This window comes from Rhodococcus sp. NPDC049939 (assembly GCF_040656415.1).
Taxonomy (GTDB): domain Bacteria; phylum Actinomycetota; class Actinomycetes; order Mycobacteriales; family Mycobacteriaceae; genus Rhodococcus_F.
Genome location: NZ_JBFAMC010000008.1, coordinates 98,211 through 115,666 on the forward strand (window position 1 = coordinate 98,211; position 17,456 = coordinate 115,666).

Sequence of the window (17,456 nt, forward strand, 5' to 3'; positions counted from 1 at the left end):
GCGTTGCCGGAACCCCGTCCACCATCAGTTACGACATCTTGACGAACGAGAAAGCTGAGTAGACGTGCGAGTAGCGCAATCCTGGCTGACCGAGATCTTGCAACGTGGTACCCCGGACTGGGATGTCACTGCGGGGGAACTCGATGCCGGCTTCGTCCGGGTCGGGCTCGAGGTGGAGGAAGTCGAAGAACTGGAGCCCGTCGAAGGCCCGCTCGTGGTGGGCAGGGTCGTCGAGATCACCGAGCTTACGGAGTTCAAGAAGCCGATCCGCTTTTGCACGGTCGACGTCGGTGAGCCGCAGCCGCGAGGAATCGTGTGTGGTGCTCGCAACTTCTCCGAGGGCGATCTCGTGGTGGTCGCGCTCCCCGGTGCGGTCCTTCCCGGCGGTTTCGCCATTGCATCCCGCAAGACGTACGGCCAGGTCTCGGATGGAATGATTTGCTCGGTGGCCGAACTCGGTATCGGCAAGGACCACACGGGCATCCTCGTTCTCGAACCGGGTACTGCGTTGCCAGGCGCGGATGCCAACGAGTTGATCGGACTGCAAGACACCGTCGTCGAACTCAACATCACTCCGGACCGCGGCTACTGCTTCTCGGTGCGCGGCCTGACGCGGGAGTTGGCTTGCGCGTTCGACCTCGAGTTCGCGGATCCGGCGTTCGTGACGCCTCTTCCTGCCGAAGGGGAGGCTTGGCCGATCCGTGTAGACCCCGCGTCGAAAGCGACCCGATTCGTCGCCCGCCGTGTGACGGGTATCGACCCGAACGCGGTGAGCCCGTGGTGGTTGCAGCGTCGGTTGCTGTTGTCCGGTGTGCGCCCGATCTCGCCGGCCGTCGATGTCACCAACTACGTTCTTCTCGAACTGGGCCAGCCGCTGCACGCGTTCGACGCGGCCAAGATCAGCGGTGAACTCGTGGTGCGTCGCGCCGAATCCGGGGAGAAGCTGACGACTCTCGACGAGACAGAACGCGTCCTCGACCCCGAGGACGTCGTGATCGCCGACGATTCGGGTGTGGTTTCGCTGGCTGGAATCATGGGTGGCGCGACCACCGAGGTTTCGTCCGGGAGTACCGACATCCTGCTCGAGGCGGCCACGTGGGATCCGCTCGCCGTGTTCAGGACCGCCCGCAGGCACAAGCTGTCGAGCGAGGCCAGCAAGCGCTTCGAGCGAGTGGTCGACCCCGAGATTCCCGTCGCGGCGTTGGACCGGGCGGCATCCCTGCTGGTGGACATCGCGGGTGGACGCATCGAGCCGGTACTCACGGACATCGGTGCGGCAACACAGCACGATCCGATCCGCATGGACATCGACCTTCCCGACCGCGTCGCTGGGATCGATTACCCAACCGGCACCGCCGCTCGGAGGCTTACTCAGATCGGCTGCAACGTCGAGGTCGGAGTCAGCGACAGCGGTCACGGGCAGCTCGTGGCCACCCCGGCTTCGTGGCGGCCCGACCTTGTGCAGCCCGCCGACCTGGTGGAGGAAGTGCTGCGGCTCGAGGGCTTGGAACAAATTCCGTCGGTACTTCCCACTGCACCTGCGGGACGTGGGCTGACACAGTCTCAGCGCCGCAAGCGTGCTGTGGGCCGAGCAATGGCGTTCTCCGGATACGTCGAGATCCCGCCTCCGGTGTTTCTGCCGTCGGCGGTGTTCGACACCTGGGGCCTGGACCCGGATGATCCGCGCCGGAGGACCACCAAGGTCCTCAACCCGCTCGAGTCGGATCGCCCGGAACTGGCTACAACCCTGCTGCCAGGACTTCTCGAAGTCCTGGCACGCAACACCTCCCGAGGCCAGCGCGACTTGTCGCTGTTCGGGATCGCGCAGGTCGTATTGCCGGGTGCGGAAGACAAGCCCGTCGACGCGATCCCGGTGGATCGCAGACCGACCGACGAGGAGATTGCGGCGCTCGAGCAGTCGCTGCCCGCCCAGCCCGTGCATGTGGCGGCGGTTCTCACCGGTCAGCGTGAGCTGAGTGGACCGTGGGGCCCCGGGCGCCTCGCGGATGCCACCGATGCCTTTGCCGCCGCCCGTACGATAGCGGCGGCGGCCGGGGTCGAACTCGAATTCCGCGCCACGGTTTACCAGCCCTGGCATCCGGGCCGGGGGGCGGAACTTCTCGTGGACGGCGAAGTCGTAGGGCACGCGGGCGAGCTGCATCCGGCCGTTCTCGAACGCGCTGGGCTACCTCCGCGAACGTGTGCCGTGGAGATCGACCTCGACGCCCTCCCGCTGGTGGAGAACTTGCCGGCTCCGGCGGTGTCACCCTTCCCGGCGGTGCTCCAGGATGTGGCAGTCGTCGTCGACGCCACTGTGCCTGCGGCCGACGTGCAAGCGGCACTGCAGTCGGGTGGCGGCGAACTTCTGGAGGACGTCCGGTTGTTCGACGTGTTCGAGGGTGAACAGGTCGGTCAGGGCCGGAAGTCGCTGGCGTTCGCGCTTCGATTCCGTGGCCACGATCGCACCCTCACCGAGGACGAGGCGAGTGCCGCCCGGGACGCAGCAGTCGCTGCTGCCTCCGCTGCAGTCGGCGCCGAACTGCGCAGCTGATCAGTAGCCTTGGGGGAGAGCCCGAGGCAAGGAGCAGTGTCATGAGTGATGTGCACGATGTCGCGGCGGCCGCCAGCCGATTGACGGACGCCGAATTCCTCGAGGTGGTGCGTAAGGTCGCGGCAGGGCGTCCTGGTCTCGGCGGGCTACTGGCAGTGGTGGATCCCGGCGCTACCGTTCCGGTCGGCGGAGCTGTCGGTGCGCTCCCGTCGGAGGACCCGGTTACCGCCGAGGTCGTACCCGAAATCGATACCGGGATGCCCGTTCCCGGCTATATGTCCGGCAGTACTCCAGCTCCTGACTACACGCAGGAGGGTGTTCCGACGTTCGATCATGTCCGCGATCGGATAGAGGGACGCTCAGCGACTGCGATGGGAAGTTCGGAACTTGCCCACGAAAGCGCGTCGGGCAAGTCACTGGACGAGCAGTGGGAAGCGCGTAAGAAGGCGGGTAAGGCCAAACTCGAGGAGATTCGGCGGTCGCTGGGTAAACAGTGACCACCCGATTCGTGGGTGCGAGGCACCCGCGTGTGCATTAGATTGCACGATGATGCATAATGACTCACATGATTGAGCAATCGGGAGACCCGATCAGGATTGCCGTCGCCGGCGCAAGCGGATACGCCGGTGGTGAGGTGTTGCGTCTACTGCTGGGGCACCCGCTGTACGCGGACGGTTCGCTCGTCATCGGTGCGCTCACTGCCGGCGGCAATGCGGGATCGACCCTGGGCTCACATCATCCGCATCTTCTTCCCCTCGCCGAGCGAGTGCTCGAAGACACCACCGTCGAGACTCTGGCCGGACACGATGTCGTGTTTCTCGGTCTGCCACACGGTAATTCGGCACAATATGCGAGGGCACTTCCCGAGTCCACGGTCATCATCGACTGTGGTGCCGACTTCCGGCTGACCAACGCCGAAGACTGGGAGCAGTACTACAAGAGTCCACACGCAGGCAGCTGGCCCTACGGACTCCCCGAGCTTCCGGGTGCCCGCGAGAAGTTGTCCGGTGCCACTCGCATCGCCGTTCCCGGATGCTTCCCTACGGTTTCGAGCCTGGCGATGGCCCCTGCGGTCGCCGCCGGTGTAGTCGAGCCCCGGGTCACGATCGTTGCTGTCACCGGAAGCTCAGGTGCCGGACGGGCTCTCAAGGCCGATTTGCTGGGCTCCGAGATCATGGGCTCCGCCCGCGCCTACGGCGTGGGAGGCGTCCATCGTCATACTCCCGAGATCATTCAGAACCTCTCTGAACTCGCCGGTGAACGAGTCACAGTATCGTTCACACCCGTACTCGCACCGATGCCGCGCGGCATTCTGGCCACCTGCACTGCCGTCACCACGGCGACCGAGGCTGAGGTACGAGCAATTTACGAAAAGGCCTACGCGAATGAGCCTTTCGTTCATGTTCTTCCAGCCGGTGTGCTGCCGCAGAGTGGGGCTGTCATCGGATCGAACGCGGTTCATATAGCGGTGACGGTCGACTCAGAGGCTGGTCAGATCGTCGTGGTCGCCGTAATCGACAATCTTACGAAGGGCACCGCCGGAGGCGCGGTGCAATCGATGAATCTTGCACTTGGAATACCCGAGACCGCTGGTCTCTCGACCGTGGGAGTTGCCCCGTGAACAGTAGCCACGTGTTCGACGCTCACTCGGCGCGGGAAGTGGGCGGCGGCAGGCTGATTCGCAGCCAGGGAATTACTGGTCCGGCAGGTTTTCGCGCCTCCGGGGTAAAGGCAGGGATCAAGTCCAGCGGAAACGCGGACCTGGCCCTGCTCTTCAACGAGGGCCCTGATCTCACGGCCGCAGGCGTCTTCACGTCGAACAAGGTGAAGGCTGCCCCGGTGTTGTGGTCGCAGCAGGTGCTCACAACGGGTCGATTGCGCGCTGTGGTGCTCAACTCGGGTGGGGCCAACGCCTGTACCGGTCCGGGCGGATTCCAGGACACTCACAGGACTGCCGAGGAAGTCGCAACCGCGCTCACCACCTGGGGAACCGAGACCGGCGCCGTCGAGGTAGCCGTGTGCTCCACCGGACTGATCGGAGATCGGCTCCCCATGAACAAGCTGCTGCCCGGTGTCACCGAGGCAGTTCAGGCGCTTGCGGGTGGTATCTCCGGTGGTATGGATGCCGCGTACGCGATCATGACGACGGACACGGTTCCGAAGCAAGCCGCGCTTCACCACGTGGACCAGTGGAACGTCGGAGGAATGGCGAAAGGTGCGGGCATGCTCGCGCCAGCGCTCGCCACGATGCTCTGCGTGATCACCACCGATGCGGTCGCGACCGCTGCGCAACTCGATTCCGCGCTACGCGCAGCCACTCGAGTTACATTCGATCGACTCGACATCGACGGTTCGGCATCGACCAACGACACGGTGTTGTTGTTGTCCTCCGGTGCGAGCGGCGTCACCCCCACCCAGGAAGAACTCGACGCCGCCGTGCTCGCCGTCTGTGATGACCTCGCCGACCAGATGATGTCCGACGCGGAGGGTGTGACCAAGCGGGTGCGAGTCACGGTCAGAGGCGCAGCCAGCGAAGATGACGCTCTCGTCGGTGCCCGGACCGTCGCCCGTGACAGCCTGGTCAAGACGGCGCTTTTCGGTTCAGATCCCAATTGGGGTCGCGTCGTGGCCGCCATCGGCATGGCGCCGATCGACTTGGATCCGAACAAGATCGCCGTCTCGTTCAACGGCTTCCCCGTCTGTGTCGATGCCGTGGGCACACCGGGCGCGCGTGAGGTGGATCTGAGCGGCATGGACATCGCCCTCGACATAGATCTCGGTGTCGGCAGCCATGCGGCCACCATTCGGACCACCGACTTGTCGCACGCGTATGTAGAAGAGAATTCGGCGTACTCGTCATGACGCTCGAGGGAATTACCGATCACCAGAAGGCGCACGTCCTCGCGGAGGCGTTGCCGTGGCTACAGCAGTTCCGCGACAAGGTCGTGGTCGTCAAGTACGGCGGCAACGCCATGATCGACGCCGGGTTGAAAACAGCGTTCGCGGCGGACATGGCGTTCTTGCGGACCGTCGGAATTCACCCGGTTGTCGTGCACGGCGGTGGCCCACAGATCACCGCCATGCTCAATAGGCTCGGCATGACAGGTGAATTCAAAGGAGGCTTCCGCGTCACCACTCCGGAGGTGATGGAGGTTGTCCGCATGGTTCTGTTCGGTCAGGTCGGTCGCGAACTGGTCGGATTGATCAACGCGCACGGGCCCTACGCCGTCGGGATCTCGGGTGAGGACGCGCACTTGTTCACTGCCACGAAGCGGACTGTGATCGTCGAGGGCCAATCGACCGACATCGGGCTCGTCGGTGACGTGACGACCGTGAATCCGGAGGCAGTCTGTGACCTGATAGGTGCGGGTCGAATCCCAGTGGTCTCCACCATCGCGCCCGACTCGGACGGTGTGGTGCACAACATCAACGCCGATACCGCCGCCGCTGCGCTCGCCGAGGCCATCGACGCAGAGAAGCTTGTGGTTCTCACCGATGTCGAAGGGCTCTATACCAACTGGCCGGATCGTGATTCGCTGACGACCGAGATCGATGTCGTCGCTCTCGAACAACTGCTACCGAGTCTCGACGCAGGCATGGTTCCGAAGATGGAGGCATGCCTGCGGGCTGTGCGAGGGGGCGTACCGACCGCGCACGTCATCGACGGCCGCGTCCCCCACTCCGTTCTTCTCGAACTCTTCACCGGCAAGGGCATCGGCACGATGGTTACACCCGCCCACATTTCATCTACCGAGGGAGTTGTCTCATGACCGGAACCGACGAATTCCGGCAACGCTGGTCCAACGCCGTAATGAACACATATGGCGTTCCAGCGGTGGCGCTCGCACGTGGTCGGGGTGCGGTACTGACTGACGCTGACGGCAAGGAGTACGTGGACTTTCTGGCCGGCATCGCGGTGAACATCCTCGGGCACGGGCACCCGGCGATCATCGAGGCCGTTACCACTCAACTCTCGACGCTCGGACACGTATCGAACCTGTACGCCAGCGAACCGGCGATCGAGCTGGCCGAGCGGCTGCTCTCCCACGTAGGTGCGCCGGGGCGGGTGTTCTTCTCCAACTCTGGAACCGAGGCCAACGAAGCGGCGTTCAAACTTGCACGGGTTACAGGTCGATCGAAGATCATCGCTGCGGAGAAGTCATTTCACGGCAGGACCATGGGTGCCCTTGCACTGACCGGACAGGCCGCGAAGCGTGAGCCTTTCGAGCCGATGCCTCCGGGGGTCGAGCACGTGCCTTACGGCGATCTCGAGGCTCTCGACCGCGCCGTCGACGCGGACACTGCGGCCGTCTTCCTGGAGCCGATGATGGGCGAGAGCGGTGTCGTCGTTCCGCCCGAGGGCTATCTCGTCGGCGCCCGGAAAATCACCGCGGACCGAGGTGCGCTGCTCGTGCTCGACGAGGTGCAGACCGGCATCGGCCGAACGGGATCGTTCTACGCGTACCAGGCTTGCGGGATAGTCCCCGACGTCATAACTCTCGCAAAGGGACTTGGTGGCGGGATGCCAATCGGTGCCTGTATCGCAACCGGCGTGGCCGCGGATCTTCTCGGCCCGGGAAAGCACGGCAGTACATTCGGCGGGAACCCCGTATGCGCAGCAGCAGCGCTCGCTGTGTTGCGAACGATCGCTGAGGACGACCTGATTTCACGTGCGGAGTCGCTCGGGAAGACGCTGTTCGCCGGGATCGAAGGAATCGGACACCCGTTGATCGATCACGTGCGTGGTGCCGGACTGCTGCTGGGAATAGTCCTGACAAGGGACGTTGCGTCTGCAGTGGAGAAGTCCGCACGCGATGCCGGATATCTGGTCAACGCAGCGCAACCAGGTGTTGTGCGGTTGGCTCCGCCGCTTGTGCTTACCGACGATCAGGCAGAAGGTTTCGTCGCGGCACTGCCCTCAATTCTCGAGAACACGCAATCGGCGGCTCAGCCGGGAAAGCGGTAACGATCGTGGTGAAACACTTTCTCCGGGATGATGACCTCACCCCTACACAACAGGCGGAAGTACTCGAACTTGCAGCCAGGTTGAAGAAGGATCCTTTCGCGGAACGGCCGCTGGAGGGCCCACGGGCTGTGGGGGTGATTTTCGAGAAGAACTCGACTCGCACACGTTTTTCGTTCGAGGTGGGTATCGCTCAACTCGGCGGGCACGCGGTCGTCGTCGACGGGCGCAGCACGCAACTCGGCCGTGAGGAGACGCTGCAGGATACGGGCCGAGTTCTGTCCCGATACGTCGATGCCGTCGTTTGGCGCACCTTCGGACAGAAGAGGTTGGAGGCGATGGCATCTGGCGCCGACGTCCCGATCGTGAACGCGTTGTCGGACGAGTTCCACCCGTGCCAAGTGCTCGCCGACCTCCAGACGCTCAACGAGCAGAAGGGTTCACTCGTCGGGCTCAAACTCACCTACCTCGGCGACGGCGCCAACAATATGGCGCACTCCCTGATACTCGGCGGTGTCACTGCGGGAATCGACGTCACCATTGCTAGCCCCACCGGATTCGAGCCCCTGCCGTGGGTCGTCGAAGCGGCAAGGGCTCGGGCCGCCTCGACCGGTGCCACTCTCACCGTCAGTTCTGATCCGCAATCGGCGGTCGTCGGTGCAGATGCTCTCGTGACTGACACGTGGACTTCGATGGGGCAGGAGAACGACGGACTCGACCGTGTCGGCCCATTCCGGCCGTTCCAGATAAACGAGGCATTGCTCGCGAAGGCCGATTCCGACGCTGTGGTCCTGCACTGTCTACCCGCTCACCGCGGCGAGGAGATCACCGACGCCGTACTCGACGGACCTCAGAGCGTCGTCTGGGACGAAGCTGAAAACCGTCTCCACGCGCAGAAGGCGCTACTGGTGTGGCTGCTGGCGCAGCGGACGGGAGAACGACCGTGAATGCCGCCCAGCGTGCCGCCAACGCTGCGACGGCACCGACGCGCGCCGGACGACAGGCGCGGATCGTCGACCTCCTCTCGAACAACCCCGTGCGCAGCCAGACGGAACTCGCCACGCTGCTCGCAGCCGAAGGCATCGAAGCCACCCAGGCCACCTTGTCACGTGACCTCGAAGAGCTTGGTGCCGTGAAACTTCGGGCCGCCGATGGCGGAGCCGGGGTGTACATGGTGCCCGAGGACGGGAATCCCGTGCGTGGCGTTTCCGGCGGAACGGACCGCCTCTCGCGGTTGCTGGGGGAGTTGTTGGTCTCGACGGACGCCAGTGGCAACTTGGCGGTGCTGCGAACTCCGCCGGGAGCAGCGCACTACCTGGCCAGTGCACTCGACCGGGCGTCATTAACCGACGTCGTGGGAACAATCGCCGGCGACGACACCATTCTCGTGGTGGCTCGTGAGCCGCTCAGTGGGTCGGAACTGGCCGCCAAGATAGAACATCTCGCCTGACAACTTGAATCGTCTCTACAGATAGTCAACCTAAGGAGCACAAGCACCATGGCCGATCGCGTCGTACTCGCCTACTCGGGCGGGCTGGACACCTCAGTCGCCATCAGCTGGATCGGTAAGGAGACGGGCAAGGAAGTCGTTGCTGTCGCCATTGATCTCGGCCAGGGCGGTGAGGACATGGAGGTCGTGCGTCAGCGTGCCCTCGACTGCGGCGCGGTCGAGTCGGTCGTAGTCGATGCCCGCGACGAGTTCGCTGACGAGTACTGCCTGCCGACCATTCAGGCCAACGCGCTCTACATGGACCGCTACCCGCTGGTGTCGGCCATCAGCCGTCCACTGATCGTCAAGCACATTGTGAAGGCCGCACGCGACCACGGTGGCACGGTGGTGTCCCACGGCTGCACCGGTAAGGGCAACGACCAGGTGCGCTTCGAGGTGGGCTTCGGTGCCCTCGCGCCCGACCTCGACGTCATCGCACCGGTCCGCGACTACGCCTGGACTCGTGAGAAGGCCATCTCCTTCGCCGAGGAGAACAACATTCCGATCAACGTCACCAAGCGCTCGCCGTTCTCGATCGACCAGAACGTGTGGGGCCGTGCGGTCGAGACGGGATTCCTCGAAGACTTGTGGAACGCCCCCACCAAGGACGTCTACGACTACACCCAGGACCCGACGCTCAACTGGAACAGCCCAGACGAGCTGATCATCAGCTTCGAGGCGGGCAAGCCCGTTGCGATCGACGGCAAGTCCGTCACCGTGCTCGAAGCGATCCAGGAACTCAACAAGCGTGCCGGTGCCCAGGGCGTCGGCCGTCTCGACGTCGTCGAGGATCGTCTCGTCGGCATCAAGAGCCGTGAGGTCTACGAGGCCCCGGGCGCGATGGTGCTCATCAAAGCGCATCAGGAGCTCGAACACGTCACCCTCGAGCGCGAGCTGGGCCGCTACAAGCGTCAGATGGAGCAGCGGTGGAGCGAGCTGGTCTACGACGGCCTGTGGTTCTCGCCGCTCAAGACCGCGCTGGACGCGTTCGTGCAGAAGAGCCAGGAGCGGGTCACCGGCGACATCCGCCTGTTCCTGCACGGCGGGGCGATCACTGTCAACGGCCGCCGTAGCCCCGAGTCCCTGTACGACTTCAACCTGGCCACCTACGACGAGGGCGACACCTTCGACCAGTCGTACGCCAAGGGATTCGTCAACATCCACGGCCTGTCCTCCAAGGTCGCGGCAAAGCGCGACCTGGGTCTGTAGCCGTGTCCGAGCAAGGCGATACGGGGGCCGCTTCCCGTGAAGGCGTCACCGTCGAAGGAGCGCTGTGGGGCGGGCGGTTCGAGTCCGGGCCGGCCGCCGCCATGGCGGCACTGAGCAAGTCCACGCACTTCGACTGGGCGCTGGCTCCCTACGACGTCCGGGCCTCGCAAGCGCATGCGCGCGTGCTGCACAAGGCTGGGTTGCTCAGTGACGCCGACCTCGAGAGCATGCTCGACGGACTGGCGCGGCTCGGCGGCGACGTTCAGAGCGGGGCATTCGTTCCCGCCGAGACCGACGAGGACGTGCACGGCGCACTCGAGCGCGGACTGATCGAGCGTGTCGGCCCGGAGGTCGGCGGCCGATTGCGGGCAGGTCGTTCACGCAACGACCAGGTGGCCACACTGTTCCGGATGTGGCTGCGTGATGCCGTACGACGCGTCGCCGACGGAGTCCTCGACATCGTCGACGCGCTCGCCACGCAGGCCGCAGCGCACCCGGCGGCGGTGATGCCCGGCAAGACGCACCTGCAGGCGGCACAGCCGGTGCTGCTTGCGCATCACTTGCTCGCGCACACGCATCCGCTGCTGCGCGATGTGGAGCGCCTGCGGGACCTCGACAAGCGGGCGGCGGTGTCGCCCTACGGTTCCGGTGCGCTAGCAGGGTCCTCTCTCGGGCTCGACCCCGATGCGATTGCGGACGAGTTGGACTTCGACTCGGCGGCCGAGAACTCGATCGACGCCACCTCCTCGCGCGATTTCGCGGCCGAGGCGGCTTTCGTGTTCGCGATGATCGGTGTGGATCTGTCTCGGATGGCTGAGGAGGTGATCCTCTGGAGCACCCCGGAATTCGGCTACATCACGCTTGCCGACGCCTGGTCGACGGGCTCCTCGATCATGCCGCAGAAGAAGAATCCGGATGTATCCGAGCTGACGCGAGGGAAGTCGGGTCGGCTCATCGGCAACCTGACCGGGCTCCTGGCCACGTTGAAGGCGCAGCCGCTCGCCTACAACAGGGATCTGCAGGAGGACAAGGAGCCGGTCTTCGACTCGGTCGCGCAGCTCGAACTGTTGCTGCCTGCGATCACCGGGCTGGTCTCGACGCTCGAGTTTCACACCGACCGAATGGCGGAACTGGCGCCGGCGGGTTTCACGTTGGCCACCGACATCGCCGAGTGGTTGGTACGTCGCGGCGTACCTTTTCGGGTCGCACACGAGGCAGCAGGGGCGTGCGTCCGCGTTGCCGAGGCGCGTGGTGCCGGGCTCGAGGATCTCACCGACGACGAACTCGCAGCGGTCGACCCAGCTCTTACTCCGAGCGTGCGGGAGGTGCTCACCGTCGAGGGCTCGATTGCCTCACGCAGCGCAAGGGGCGGTACGGCAGGTACCCGCGTGGCCGAGCAACTCGGCGGGATCCGTCAGCTGTCGGAGTCATTGCGGCAGTGGTGTCGTTGAGCAGGTAGGACGCCCGAGTTCAATGCCGCGCTATGCGCATTGACGCAGTAGTGTGAGGGCGGGTCAAAGTAGGCGTGCGTTAGAAACTCGAGAGGCTTTGGGGGGAGTGTTTGTGGGATCGACTACCGAATCGGTGATGGGGACCATTCGACGCGTTGTGGCTACGGCGCAGAACGGGTTGGAGGTCGTTCGTCTCGGTGGACTCGAGACGGGCGTGACTACATCACCATTCGAGGTGATCGAACGGTCGACGATGTATCGGCTTCGGAGGTACTTTCCCGATACCGCCGAAGCTGGACCTCCGATCGTTCTCGTTCCACCCATGATGATGTCCGCCGACGTCTACGACGTGACGCGGGACCAGGGTGCTGTCGGCATCCTGCACGACATGGGCATCGATCCGTGGGTCGTGGACTTCGGCTCGCCCGACTCCGAAGAGGGTGGCTGGGATCGCAATCTTGCCGATCACGTGATCGCCATCAGCGAGATCATCGACCAAGTTCATACGCACACCGGACGTGACGTCCATCTCTCCGGATACTCGCAAGGTGGGATGTTCGCGTACCAGGCGGCGGCATACCGTCGCAGTCGCAACATCGCGAGTCTGGTCACCTTCGGAAGTCCGGTCGACACTCTTGCCGGGCTTCCGTTCGGCATCCCCGCCGGGCTGGCCTCCGATGCAGCCGACTTCCTCGCGGATCACGTCTTCAACCGACTAGCGGTGTCGAGTTGGATGGCGCGTACGGGTTTTCAACTCCTCGACCCGGTCAAGACTCTCAAATCGCGCGTCGACTTCGTCAGGCAACTCCACGATCGGGAGGCGTTGCTTCCTCGTGAACAGCAACGGCGATTCCTTGCTTCCGACGGTTGGGTGGCGTGGTCCGGTCCTGCGGTCGCGGAGTTGCTCAAGCAATTCATCGCGCACAACCGGATGATGACCGGTGGATTCGTGATCAAGGACCAGGTGGTCTCGCTTGCGGAACTGACGTGCCCGATCCTCGCGTTCGTCGGTGAGGTCGACGATATAGGGCAACCAGTGGCGGTTCGTGGCATCCGCCGTGCAGCCCCTCGCGCAAAGGTCTTCGAATCTACCTTGCGAGCGGGGCATTTCGGGCTCGTTGTCGGTTCCTCTGCCGCAACTCGCACGTGGCCCACCGCCGGACGTTTCGTTTTGTGGACCGAGGGACTCGGTAAGCGGCCCTCCGAGCTGTCGGTAATGCGCCACGACGCAAGTGTGCGCCGCAAATCGGGTGTCACCGTGAGTGATCGCATCATGCACACCGTGGCATCGGTCGCCGAGGTAAGTGTCGGGGTCGGTAAGGGAATCAGCGATTTCGCGTCGGGTGCGCTACGGGGAACGGTGGAGTTGTCTGGCGAAGCGACCCGGGCACTGCCACGACTGGCCCGGCTGGATCAGATTCAGCCGCATACTCAAATTTCCTTGAGCCGGTTACTGGCTGAGCAGCGCAAGAAGGCACCCAACGGGGAGTGCTTCCTGTTCGACAACAGCGTCCACACATACGAAGCTGTGAACCAGCGGATCGACAACGTGGTCCGCGGGTTGATCCAAGCAGGTGTTCGTCCCGCAGCCCACGTCGGCGTCGTGATGCACACGCGCCCCAGCGCGCTGGTCGCGATCGCAGCCCTTTCACGCCTCGGCGCGGTGGCAGTTCTGCTGCCCCCTGGACGGGATATCAGCTCTGTCCTGCACCAGGACGGTGTGGAACACATAGTGGTCGATCCGGAGAATCTCGACTCCGTGATCACGAGCGGAATCCAGATTCTCGTACTGGGTGGCGGTGACCTCCGCAGCCTCGACGTCGACCCGTCAGCGGATGTCGTGGACCTCGAGCAGATCGATCCCAAAGAGGTGTCGCTACCGGGTTGGTACAGGCCCGATTCGGGTGTCGCACGTGAGTTGGCCTTCATCATCTGCAGTGAGGCCAGTGGGCAGTGGGAGATGAAGCGGATCACCAACTACCGGTGGGCTCTGTCCGCGTTCGGAACGGCATCTTCCGCCGATCTCGACCGCGGCGACACCGTATATTGCCTTGCTCCTCTGCACCATTCGTCGACTTTGCTCGCCGCAATCGGTGGGGCACTGGCGGGTGGGTCGAGGCTCGCGCTCACCCGGGGTCTCGACCCAGAGAGGTTCGACGAAGAGGTCCACCGATACGGCGTGACGGTGGTCAGCTACACGTGGACGATGATGCGTGAAATCCTCGATTCCGACAGCATCGTCCACGACGGGGGCTACCCCATCCGGCTCTTCATCGGCTCAGGAATGCCGCAGGGGCTGTGGCGCCGGACGACAGAGCAATTCGCGCCGGCGAAGGTCCTCGAGTTCTATGCCTCCACCGAGGGTGATGTGGTTCTTGCGAATGTGGCCGGGGTCAAGGTCGGGGCGAAGGGGCGCCCCCTGCCGGGTAGCGCGGAAGTACGACTAGCCGGCTTCGATCCGATCGAGGGTCGACTGATCGAGGACGAGCGGGGGTTCATCAGGGAATGCGGGGATGGCGAGGTCGGGTTGCTTCTCGGCAGAGCAGGCGTGCACGCCGAGGTGTCAGGTGGCGCGATACGTGGGATCTTCGCTGCCGGCGATGCCTGGATCCCGACAGAACATCTCTTCCGCCGCGATTCCGGCGGGGACTACTGGTTGGTCGATCACAAGAAGACTGTGATCGCGACGCCGAGAGGACCTGTCTTCACACAGCCGATCGTGGACGCCCTGGTGTCCTTCGAACGGATCGACCTGGCCGTGGCCTACGGCGTGGAGGTTGGGGGGATTACGTTGGCTGTCGCCGCGTTCACCCTGCTCGACGGGCGCGTACCTCGGGTGGCGGAGATCTCCGATGCCCTCGGCGCGCTTCCGCTCGAGTCGCGTCCCGATATCGTTCACATGGTGGCAGACATCCCATTGGGGTCTTCGTACCGCCCGAATGCCGATACCTTGCGCGCGAGCGGGCTGCCGAAACCGGGAACGCGCGCGTGGTATCTGGATCGGTCCTCGCATCAGTACAAACGGTTGACGAAGGCAGTAGTCGCAGGGCTGCGGGAGGGTTCGCCCGACGTAGTCGAGCGCACGGTAACCTGACAGCGCTCACCTGGATCGGTTGGAGAGGACTGCCGTGGACATAGATGCGACGTTGCTTGGTATCCTCGCGTGCCCGCAAGACAAGGGCCCTCTGCTGCTCGTCGGAGACGAATTGCTTTACAACCCTAGGCTGAGGCGGGCGTATCCAATCGAGAACGGGATCCCGGTCCTCCTTATCGACGAAGCACGAGACGTGAGCGCGGAGGAGCACGAGGCGCTGCTCGCCAGGTCTCGAGAGAATCCTGATCAGTCGGGTATCGACTCTGTGGGCTAGCGCTGCTGCACTGGTCGACCTGATGTGATGAGTTTGTGTGACCACGGTGTTCCGGCGTCAACGGTTGAGGACAATCGATAGGTGACCGCCGAACGACTTGCCATGGCAGACCCGGTAGACGCTGCCAAGCTCGTCCTCGGGTCCATGCTGATCGTCGGCGACGTGCGCATCCGCATCGTCGAAGTGGAGGCGTACGGCGGGGAGCGAAACGGGCCGTGGCCCGATCCCGCGTCCCACTCGTACCGCGGCAAGACACCCCGCAACGAGGTGATGTTCGGTCCGGCAGGATGCTTGTACGTCTACCGCAGCTACGGCGTGCACTACTGCATGAATATTTCGTACGGACCCGTGGGAATCGCAGGCGGAGTGCTCCTGCGGGCGGGGGAAGTGCTCGCTGGCAGTTCGACGGTTCGGGCCCGGAGGCCGCTCGCCGCACGACCTGCAGATTGGGCTCGGGGTCCCGGCAATCTGGGTTCGGCTACCGGCGTCACACTCGAAGAGAACGGCGTGGCCCTGTTCGCGGACGATTCCCCTGTGCGATGCGAAATCGGGGCAGCGAGCAATTGGGACTGTGGCCCGCGCGTCGGGGTCGGCGTCGCGGCTGACCGGCCGTGGCGTTTCTGGATCCCGGAGTCCGAGGCAGTCTCCACGTACCGCAGAAGCCCGCGTGCGCGGGTCGTCGAGTGGTAAATGGGATGATCGAGGCGTGACTGAGAACATCATCGATGAATTGACCTGGCGTGGACTCATTGCCCAATCAACCGATCTAGACGCGTTGCGCCGTGATCTCGACGCCGGGCCGGTCACACTGTATGCGGGTTTCGACCCGACCGGACCGAGTCTGCATGCAGGCCATCTGGTGCCCCTGCTGGCGCTGAAGCGCTTCCAGCGCGCGGGCAATCGCCCTATTGTCCTTGCCGGCGGGGCAACTGGGTTGATCGGTGATCCGCGCGACATCGGCGAGCGCACGTTGAACTCCGCCGACACGGTTGCCGAGTGGGCAGACCGGATCCGAGGACAACTCGAGCGATTCGTGGACTTCGACGACTCCGCGAGCGGGGCGATCATCGAGAACAACATGACCTGGACCGGCAAACTGTCGGCCATCGATTTTCTGCGTGACACCGGCAAACACTTCTCGGTCAACGTGATGCTGGCCAGGGACACCGTGAGACGTCGCCTCGAATCCGACGGCATGTCCTACACCGAGTTCAGTTACATGTTGCTGCAGGCGAATGACTATCTACAACTACGCCGAAATCATGGGTGCACGTTGCAGGTCGGTGGGTCCGACCAGTGGGGGAACATCATCGCCGGTGTCGAACTGAACCGGCGTGTCGACGCCGAATCGGTTCACGGCCTCACAGTTCCACTGGTTACCTCGGCTGACGGCAAGAAGTTCGGAAAGTCGACTGGGGGCGGAAGCCTGTGGCTCGACCCGGACATGACGAGTCCCTACGCCTGGTACCAGTACTTCGTGAACACCAGCGATGCCGACGTGATCAAGTACCTGCGCTGGTTCACCTTCCTCTCGGCAGAGGAACTGGCGGAACTCGAGATCGCGACCGCAGAGCGACCACATGCCCGCGAGGCGCAACGGGCACTTGCGGCCGAGATGACGACGCTTGTGCATGGTGAAGAAAACACCCGCGCTGTGGAGTTGGCGAGCCATGCGCTGTTCGGCCGCGCGGAGCTGCAGGACTTGGACGAACCGACCCTCGGTGCTGCGCTTCGCGAAGCGTCCGTCGCGGATCTGGCACCGGGTCAGGCTTCCAGCATCGTTGATCTGCTGGTGCTCAGTGGTCTGTGTGAGAGCAAGGGGGCGGCCCGTCGAACCGTGAAGGAAGGCGGCGCCTCGGTCAACAATCAGAAGATCGGCAGTGAGGACTGGACTCCCGGGTCCGCAGATTTGCTCCACGGCAGATGGCTGGTGATTCGTCGCGGAAAGCGCAACTTTGCCGGCATCAGAGTGCTCGCAGGCTAGCTGGCTTGCGGCGGGGCACACCGAGCCGAGCGGTCGAACCAGGCTTGGTGTGCCCGATCCGGCGTCACTCACCAGCTGATTTCGGATGTTGAAAGTGCGCGACCAGGCGATTTGGTTTTTGTGGTGGGGTGGGCGTAGCTTTGTTCGGGTCAGAGCGACACGGACGCCGACGTTCACCGGTTGGGTGGATGCTACGAGGTTGTACGGGGGCGCCTGATTTCCTGGATGTCGATCGTGTGATGGTTGGTGTTCGGGGTCCTTCAAAGTGTTGCGGTTTGCGCCGGGATGCGTTGGGGGATAAGATGAAACGGTTGCCCCGGATCCGCTGATGTGTGTTGGTGGTTCTGGTGTGTGCGTGTTCTTTGAGAACTCAACAGTGTGTCGATGAATGTCAGTGCCAAATGTTTTTTGGTTTCTCGCATCATTGGTCTGGCCGGCCCC

Annotated in this window: 14 protein-coding genes; all 14 read left to right on the plus strand. The window is 63.9% G+C overall.

Translation table 11 applies throughout. The annotated features are described in order from the left end of the window. Positions 1–64 precede the first annotated feature (64 nt). The gene (pheT, locus tag AB0I57_RS19875; protein WP_358339236.1) at positions 65–2,551 is read left to right on the plus strand and encodes a phenylalanine--tRNA ligase subunit beta; all 2,487 of its coding nucleotides are present in this window, start codon (positions 65–67) and stop codon (positions 2,549–2,551) included. A gap of 41 nt (positions 2,552–2,592) precedes the next feature. Beyond that, the gene (locus AB0I57_RS19880; RefSeq protein ID WP_358339239.1) at positions 2,593–3,048 is read left to right on the plus strand and encodes a hypothetical protein; all 456 of its coding nucleotides are present in this window, start codon (positions 2,593–2,595) and stop codon (positions 3,046–3,048) included. A gap of 68 nt (positions 3,049–3,116) precedes the next feature. Beyond that, complete coding sequence (gene argC / locus AB0I57_RS19885) at positions 3,117–4,172, plus strand: N-acetyl-gamma-glutamyl-phosphate reductase (RefSeq protein WP_358339242.1); 1,056 nt, start codon at positions 3,117–3,119, stop codon at positions 4,170–4,172. An 11-nt stretch (positions 4,173–4,183) separates the two neighbouring features. Continuing rightward, positions 4,184–5,413, plus strand: coding sequence for a bifunctional glutamate N-acetyltransferase/amino-acid acetyltransferase ArgJ (argJ, locus tag AB0I57_RS19890; RefSeq protein WP_358339245.1), 1,230 nt, complete (start codon positions 4,184–4,186; stop codon positions 5,411–5,413). Then, on the plus strand, positions 5,410–6,321 hold the full coding sequence (gene argB, locus AB0I57_RS19895) for an acetylglutamate kinase (protein WP_358339248.1): 912 nt from the start codon (positions 5,410–5,412) through the stop codon (positions 6,319–6,321). The genes argJ and argB overlap by 4 nt, the downstream gene beginning before the upstream one ends. Beyond that, entirely contained in the window at positions 6,318–7,517 is a 1,200-nt protein-coding gene (locus tag AB0I57_RS19900) for an acetylornithine transaminase (RefSeq protein WP_358339251.1), read from the plus strand. The genes argB and AB0I57_RS19900 overlap by 4 nt, the downstream gene beginning before the upstream one ends. Before the next feature lie 5 nt (positions 7,518–7,522). Beyond that, a complete protein-coding gene (argF, locus tag AB0I57_RS19905; RefSeq protein ID WP_358339254.1) occupies positions 7,523–8,461 on the plus strand; it encodes an ornithine carbamoyltransferase in 939 nt (312 codons plus the stop codon). Then, complete coding sequence (locus AB0I57_RS19910; protein WP_358339256.1) at positions 8,458–8,964, plus strand: arginine repressor; 507 nt, start codon at positions 8,458–8,460, stop codon at positions 8,962–8,964. The genes argF and AB0I57_RS19910 overlap by 4 nt, the downstream gene beginning before the upstream one ends. 48 nt (positions 8,965–9,012) lie before the next feature. After that, a complete protein-coding gene (locus AB0I57_RS19915; RefSeq protein ID WP_358339259.1) occupies positions 9,013–10,212 on the plus strand; it encodes an argininosuccinate synthase in 1,200 nt (399 codons plus the stop codon). Between the two features lie 2 nt (positions 10,213–10,214). After that, on the plus strand, positions 10,215–11,663 hold the full coding sequence (gene argH / locus AB0I57_RS19920; protein WP_358339262.1) for an argininosuccinate lyase: 1,449 nt from the start codon (positions 10,215–10,217) through the stop codon (positions 11,661–11,663). Between the two features lie 136 nt (positions 11,664–11,799). After that, complete coding sequence (locus AB0I57_RS19925; protein ID WP_358339265.1) at positions 11,800–14,757, plus strand: acyl-CoA synthetase; 2,958 nt, start codon at positions 11,800–11,802, stop codon at positions 14,755–14,757. Positions 14,758–14,791: 34 nt separating this feature from the next. Continuing rightward, positions 14,792–15,031 (plus strand): Trm112 family protein, encoded by a 240-nt coding sequence (locus AB0I57_RS19930; RefSeq protein WP_358339267.1) that lies wholly within the window; start codon positions 14,792–14,794, stop codon positions 15,029–15,031. Between the two features lie 81 nt (positions 15,032–15,112). Further along, the gene (locus tag AB0I57_RS19935) at positions 15,113–15,721 is read left to right on the plus strand and encodes a DNA-3-methyladenine glycosylase (protein ID WP_358339271.1); all 609 of its coding nucleotides are present in this window, start codon (positions 15,113–15,115) and stop codon (positions 15,719–15,721) included. A 16-nt stretch (positions 15,722–15,737) separates the two neighbouring features. Further along, on the plus strand, positions 15,738–17,015 hold the full coding sequence (tyrS, locus tag AB0I57_RS19940; protein ID WP_358339274.1) for a tyrosine--tRNA ligase: 1,278 nt from the start codon (positions 15,738–15,740) through the stop codon (positions 17,013–17,015). Positions 17,016–17,456 lie beyond the last annotated feature (441 nt).

Coding starts and splice junctions, on each gene's coding strand:
- AB0I57_RS19880 (WP_358339239.1), top strand. CDS start 2,593: ATGAGTGATGTGCACGATGTCGCGGCGGCCGCCAGCCGATTGACGGAC.
- AB0I57_RS19925 (WP_358339265.1), top strand. CDS start 11,800: ATGGGGACCATTCGACGCGTTGTGGCTACGGCGCAGAACGGGTTGGAG.
- argB (WP_358339248.1), top strand. CDS start 5,410: ATGACGCTCGAGGGAATTACCGATCACCAGAAGGCGCACGTCCTCGCG.
- AB0I57_RS19900 (WP_358339251.1), top strand. CDS start 6,318: ATGACCGGAACCGACGAATTCCGGCAACGCTGGTCCAACGCCGTAATG.
- argC (WP_358339242.1), top strand. CDS start 3,117: ATGATTGAGCAATCGGGAGACCCGATCAGGATTGCCGTCGCCGGCGCA.
- AB0I57_RS19915 (WP_358339259.1), top strand. CDS start 9,013: ATGGCCGATCGCGTCGTACTCGCCTACTCGGGCGGGCTGGACACCTCA.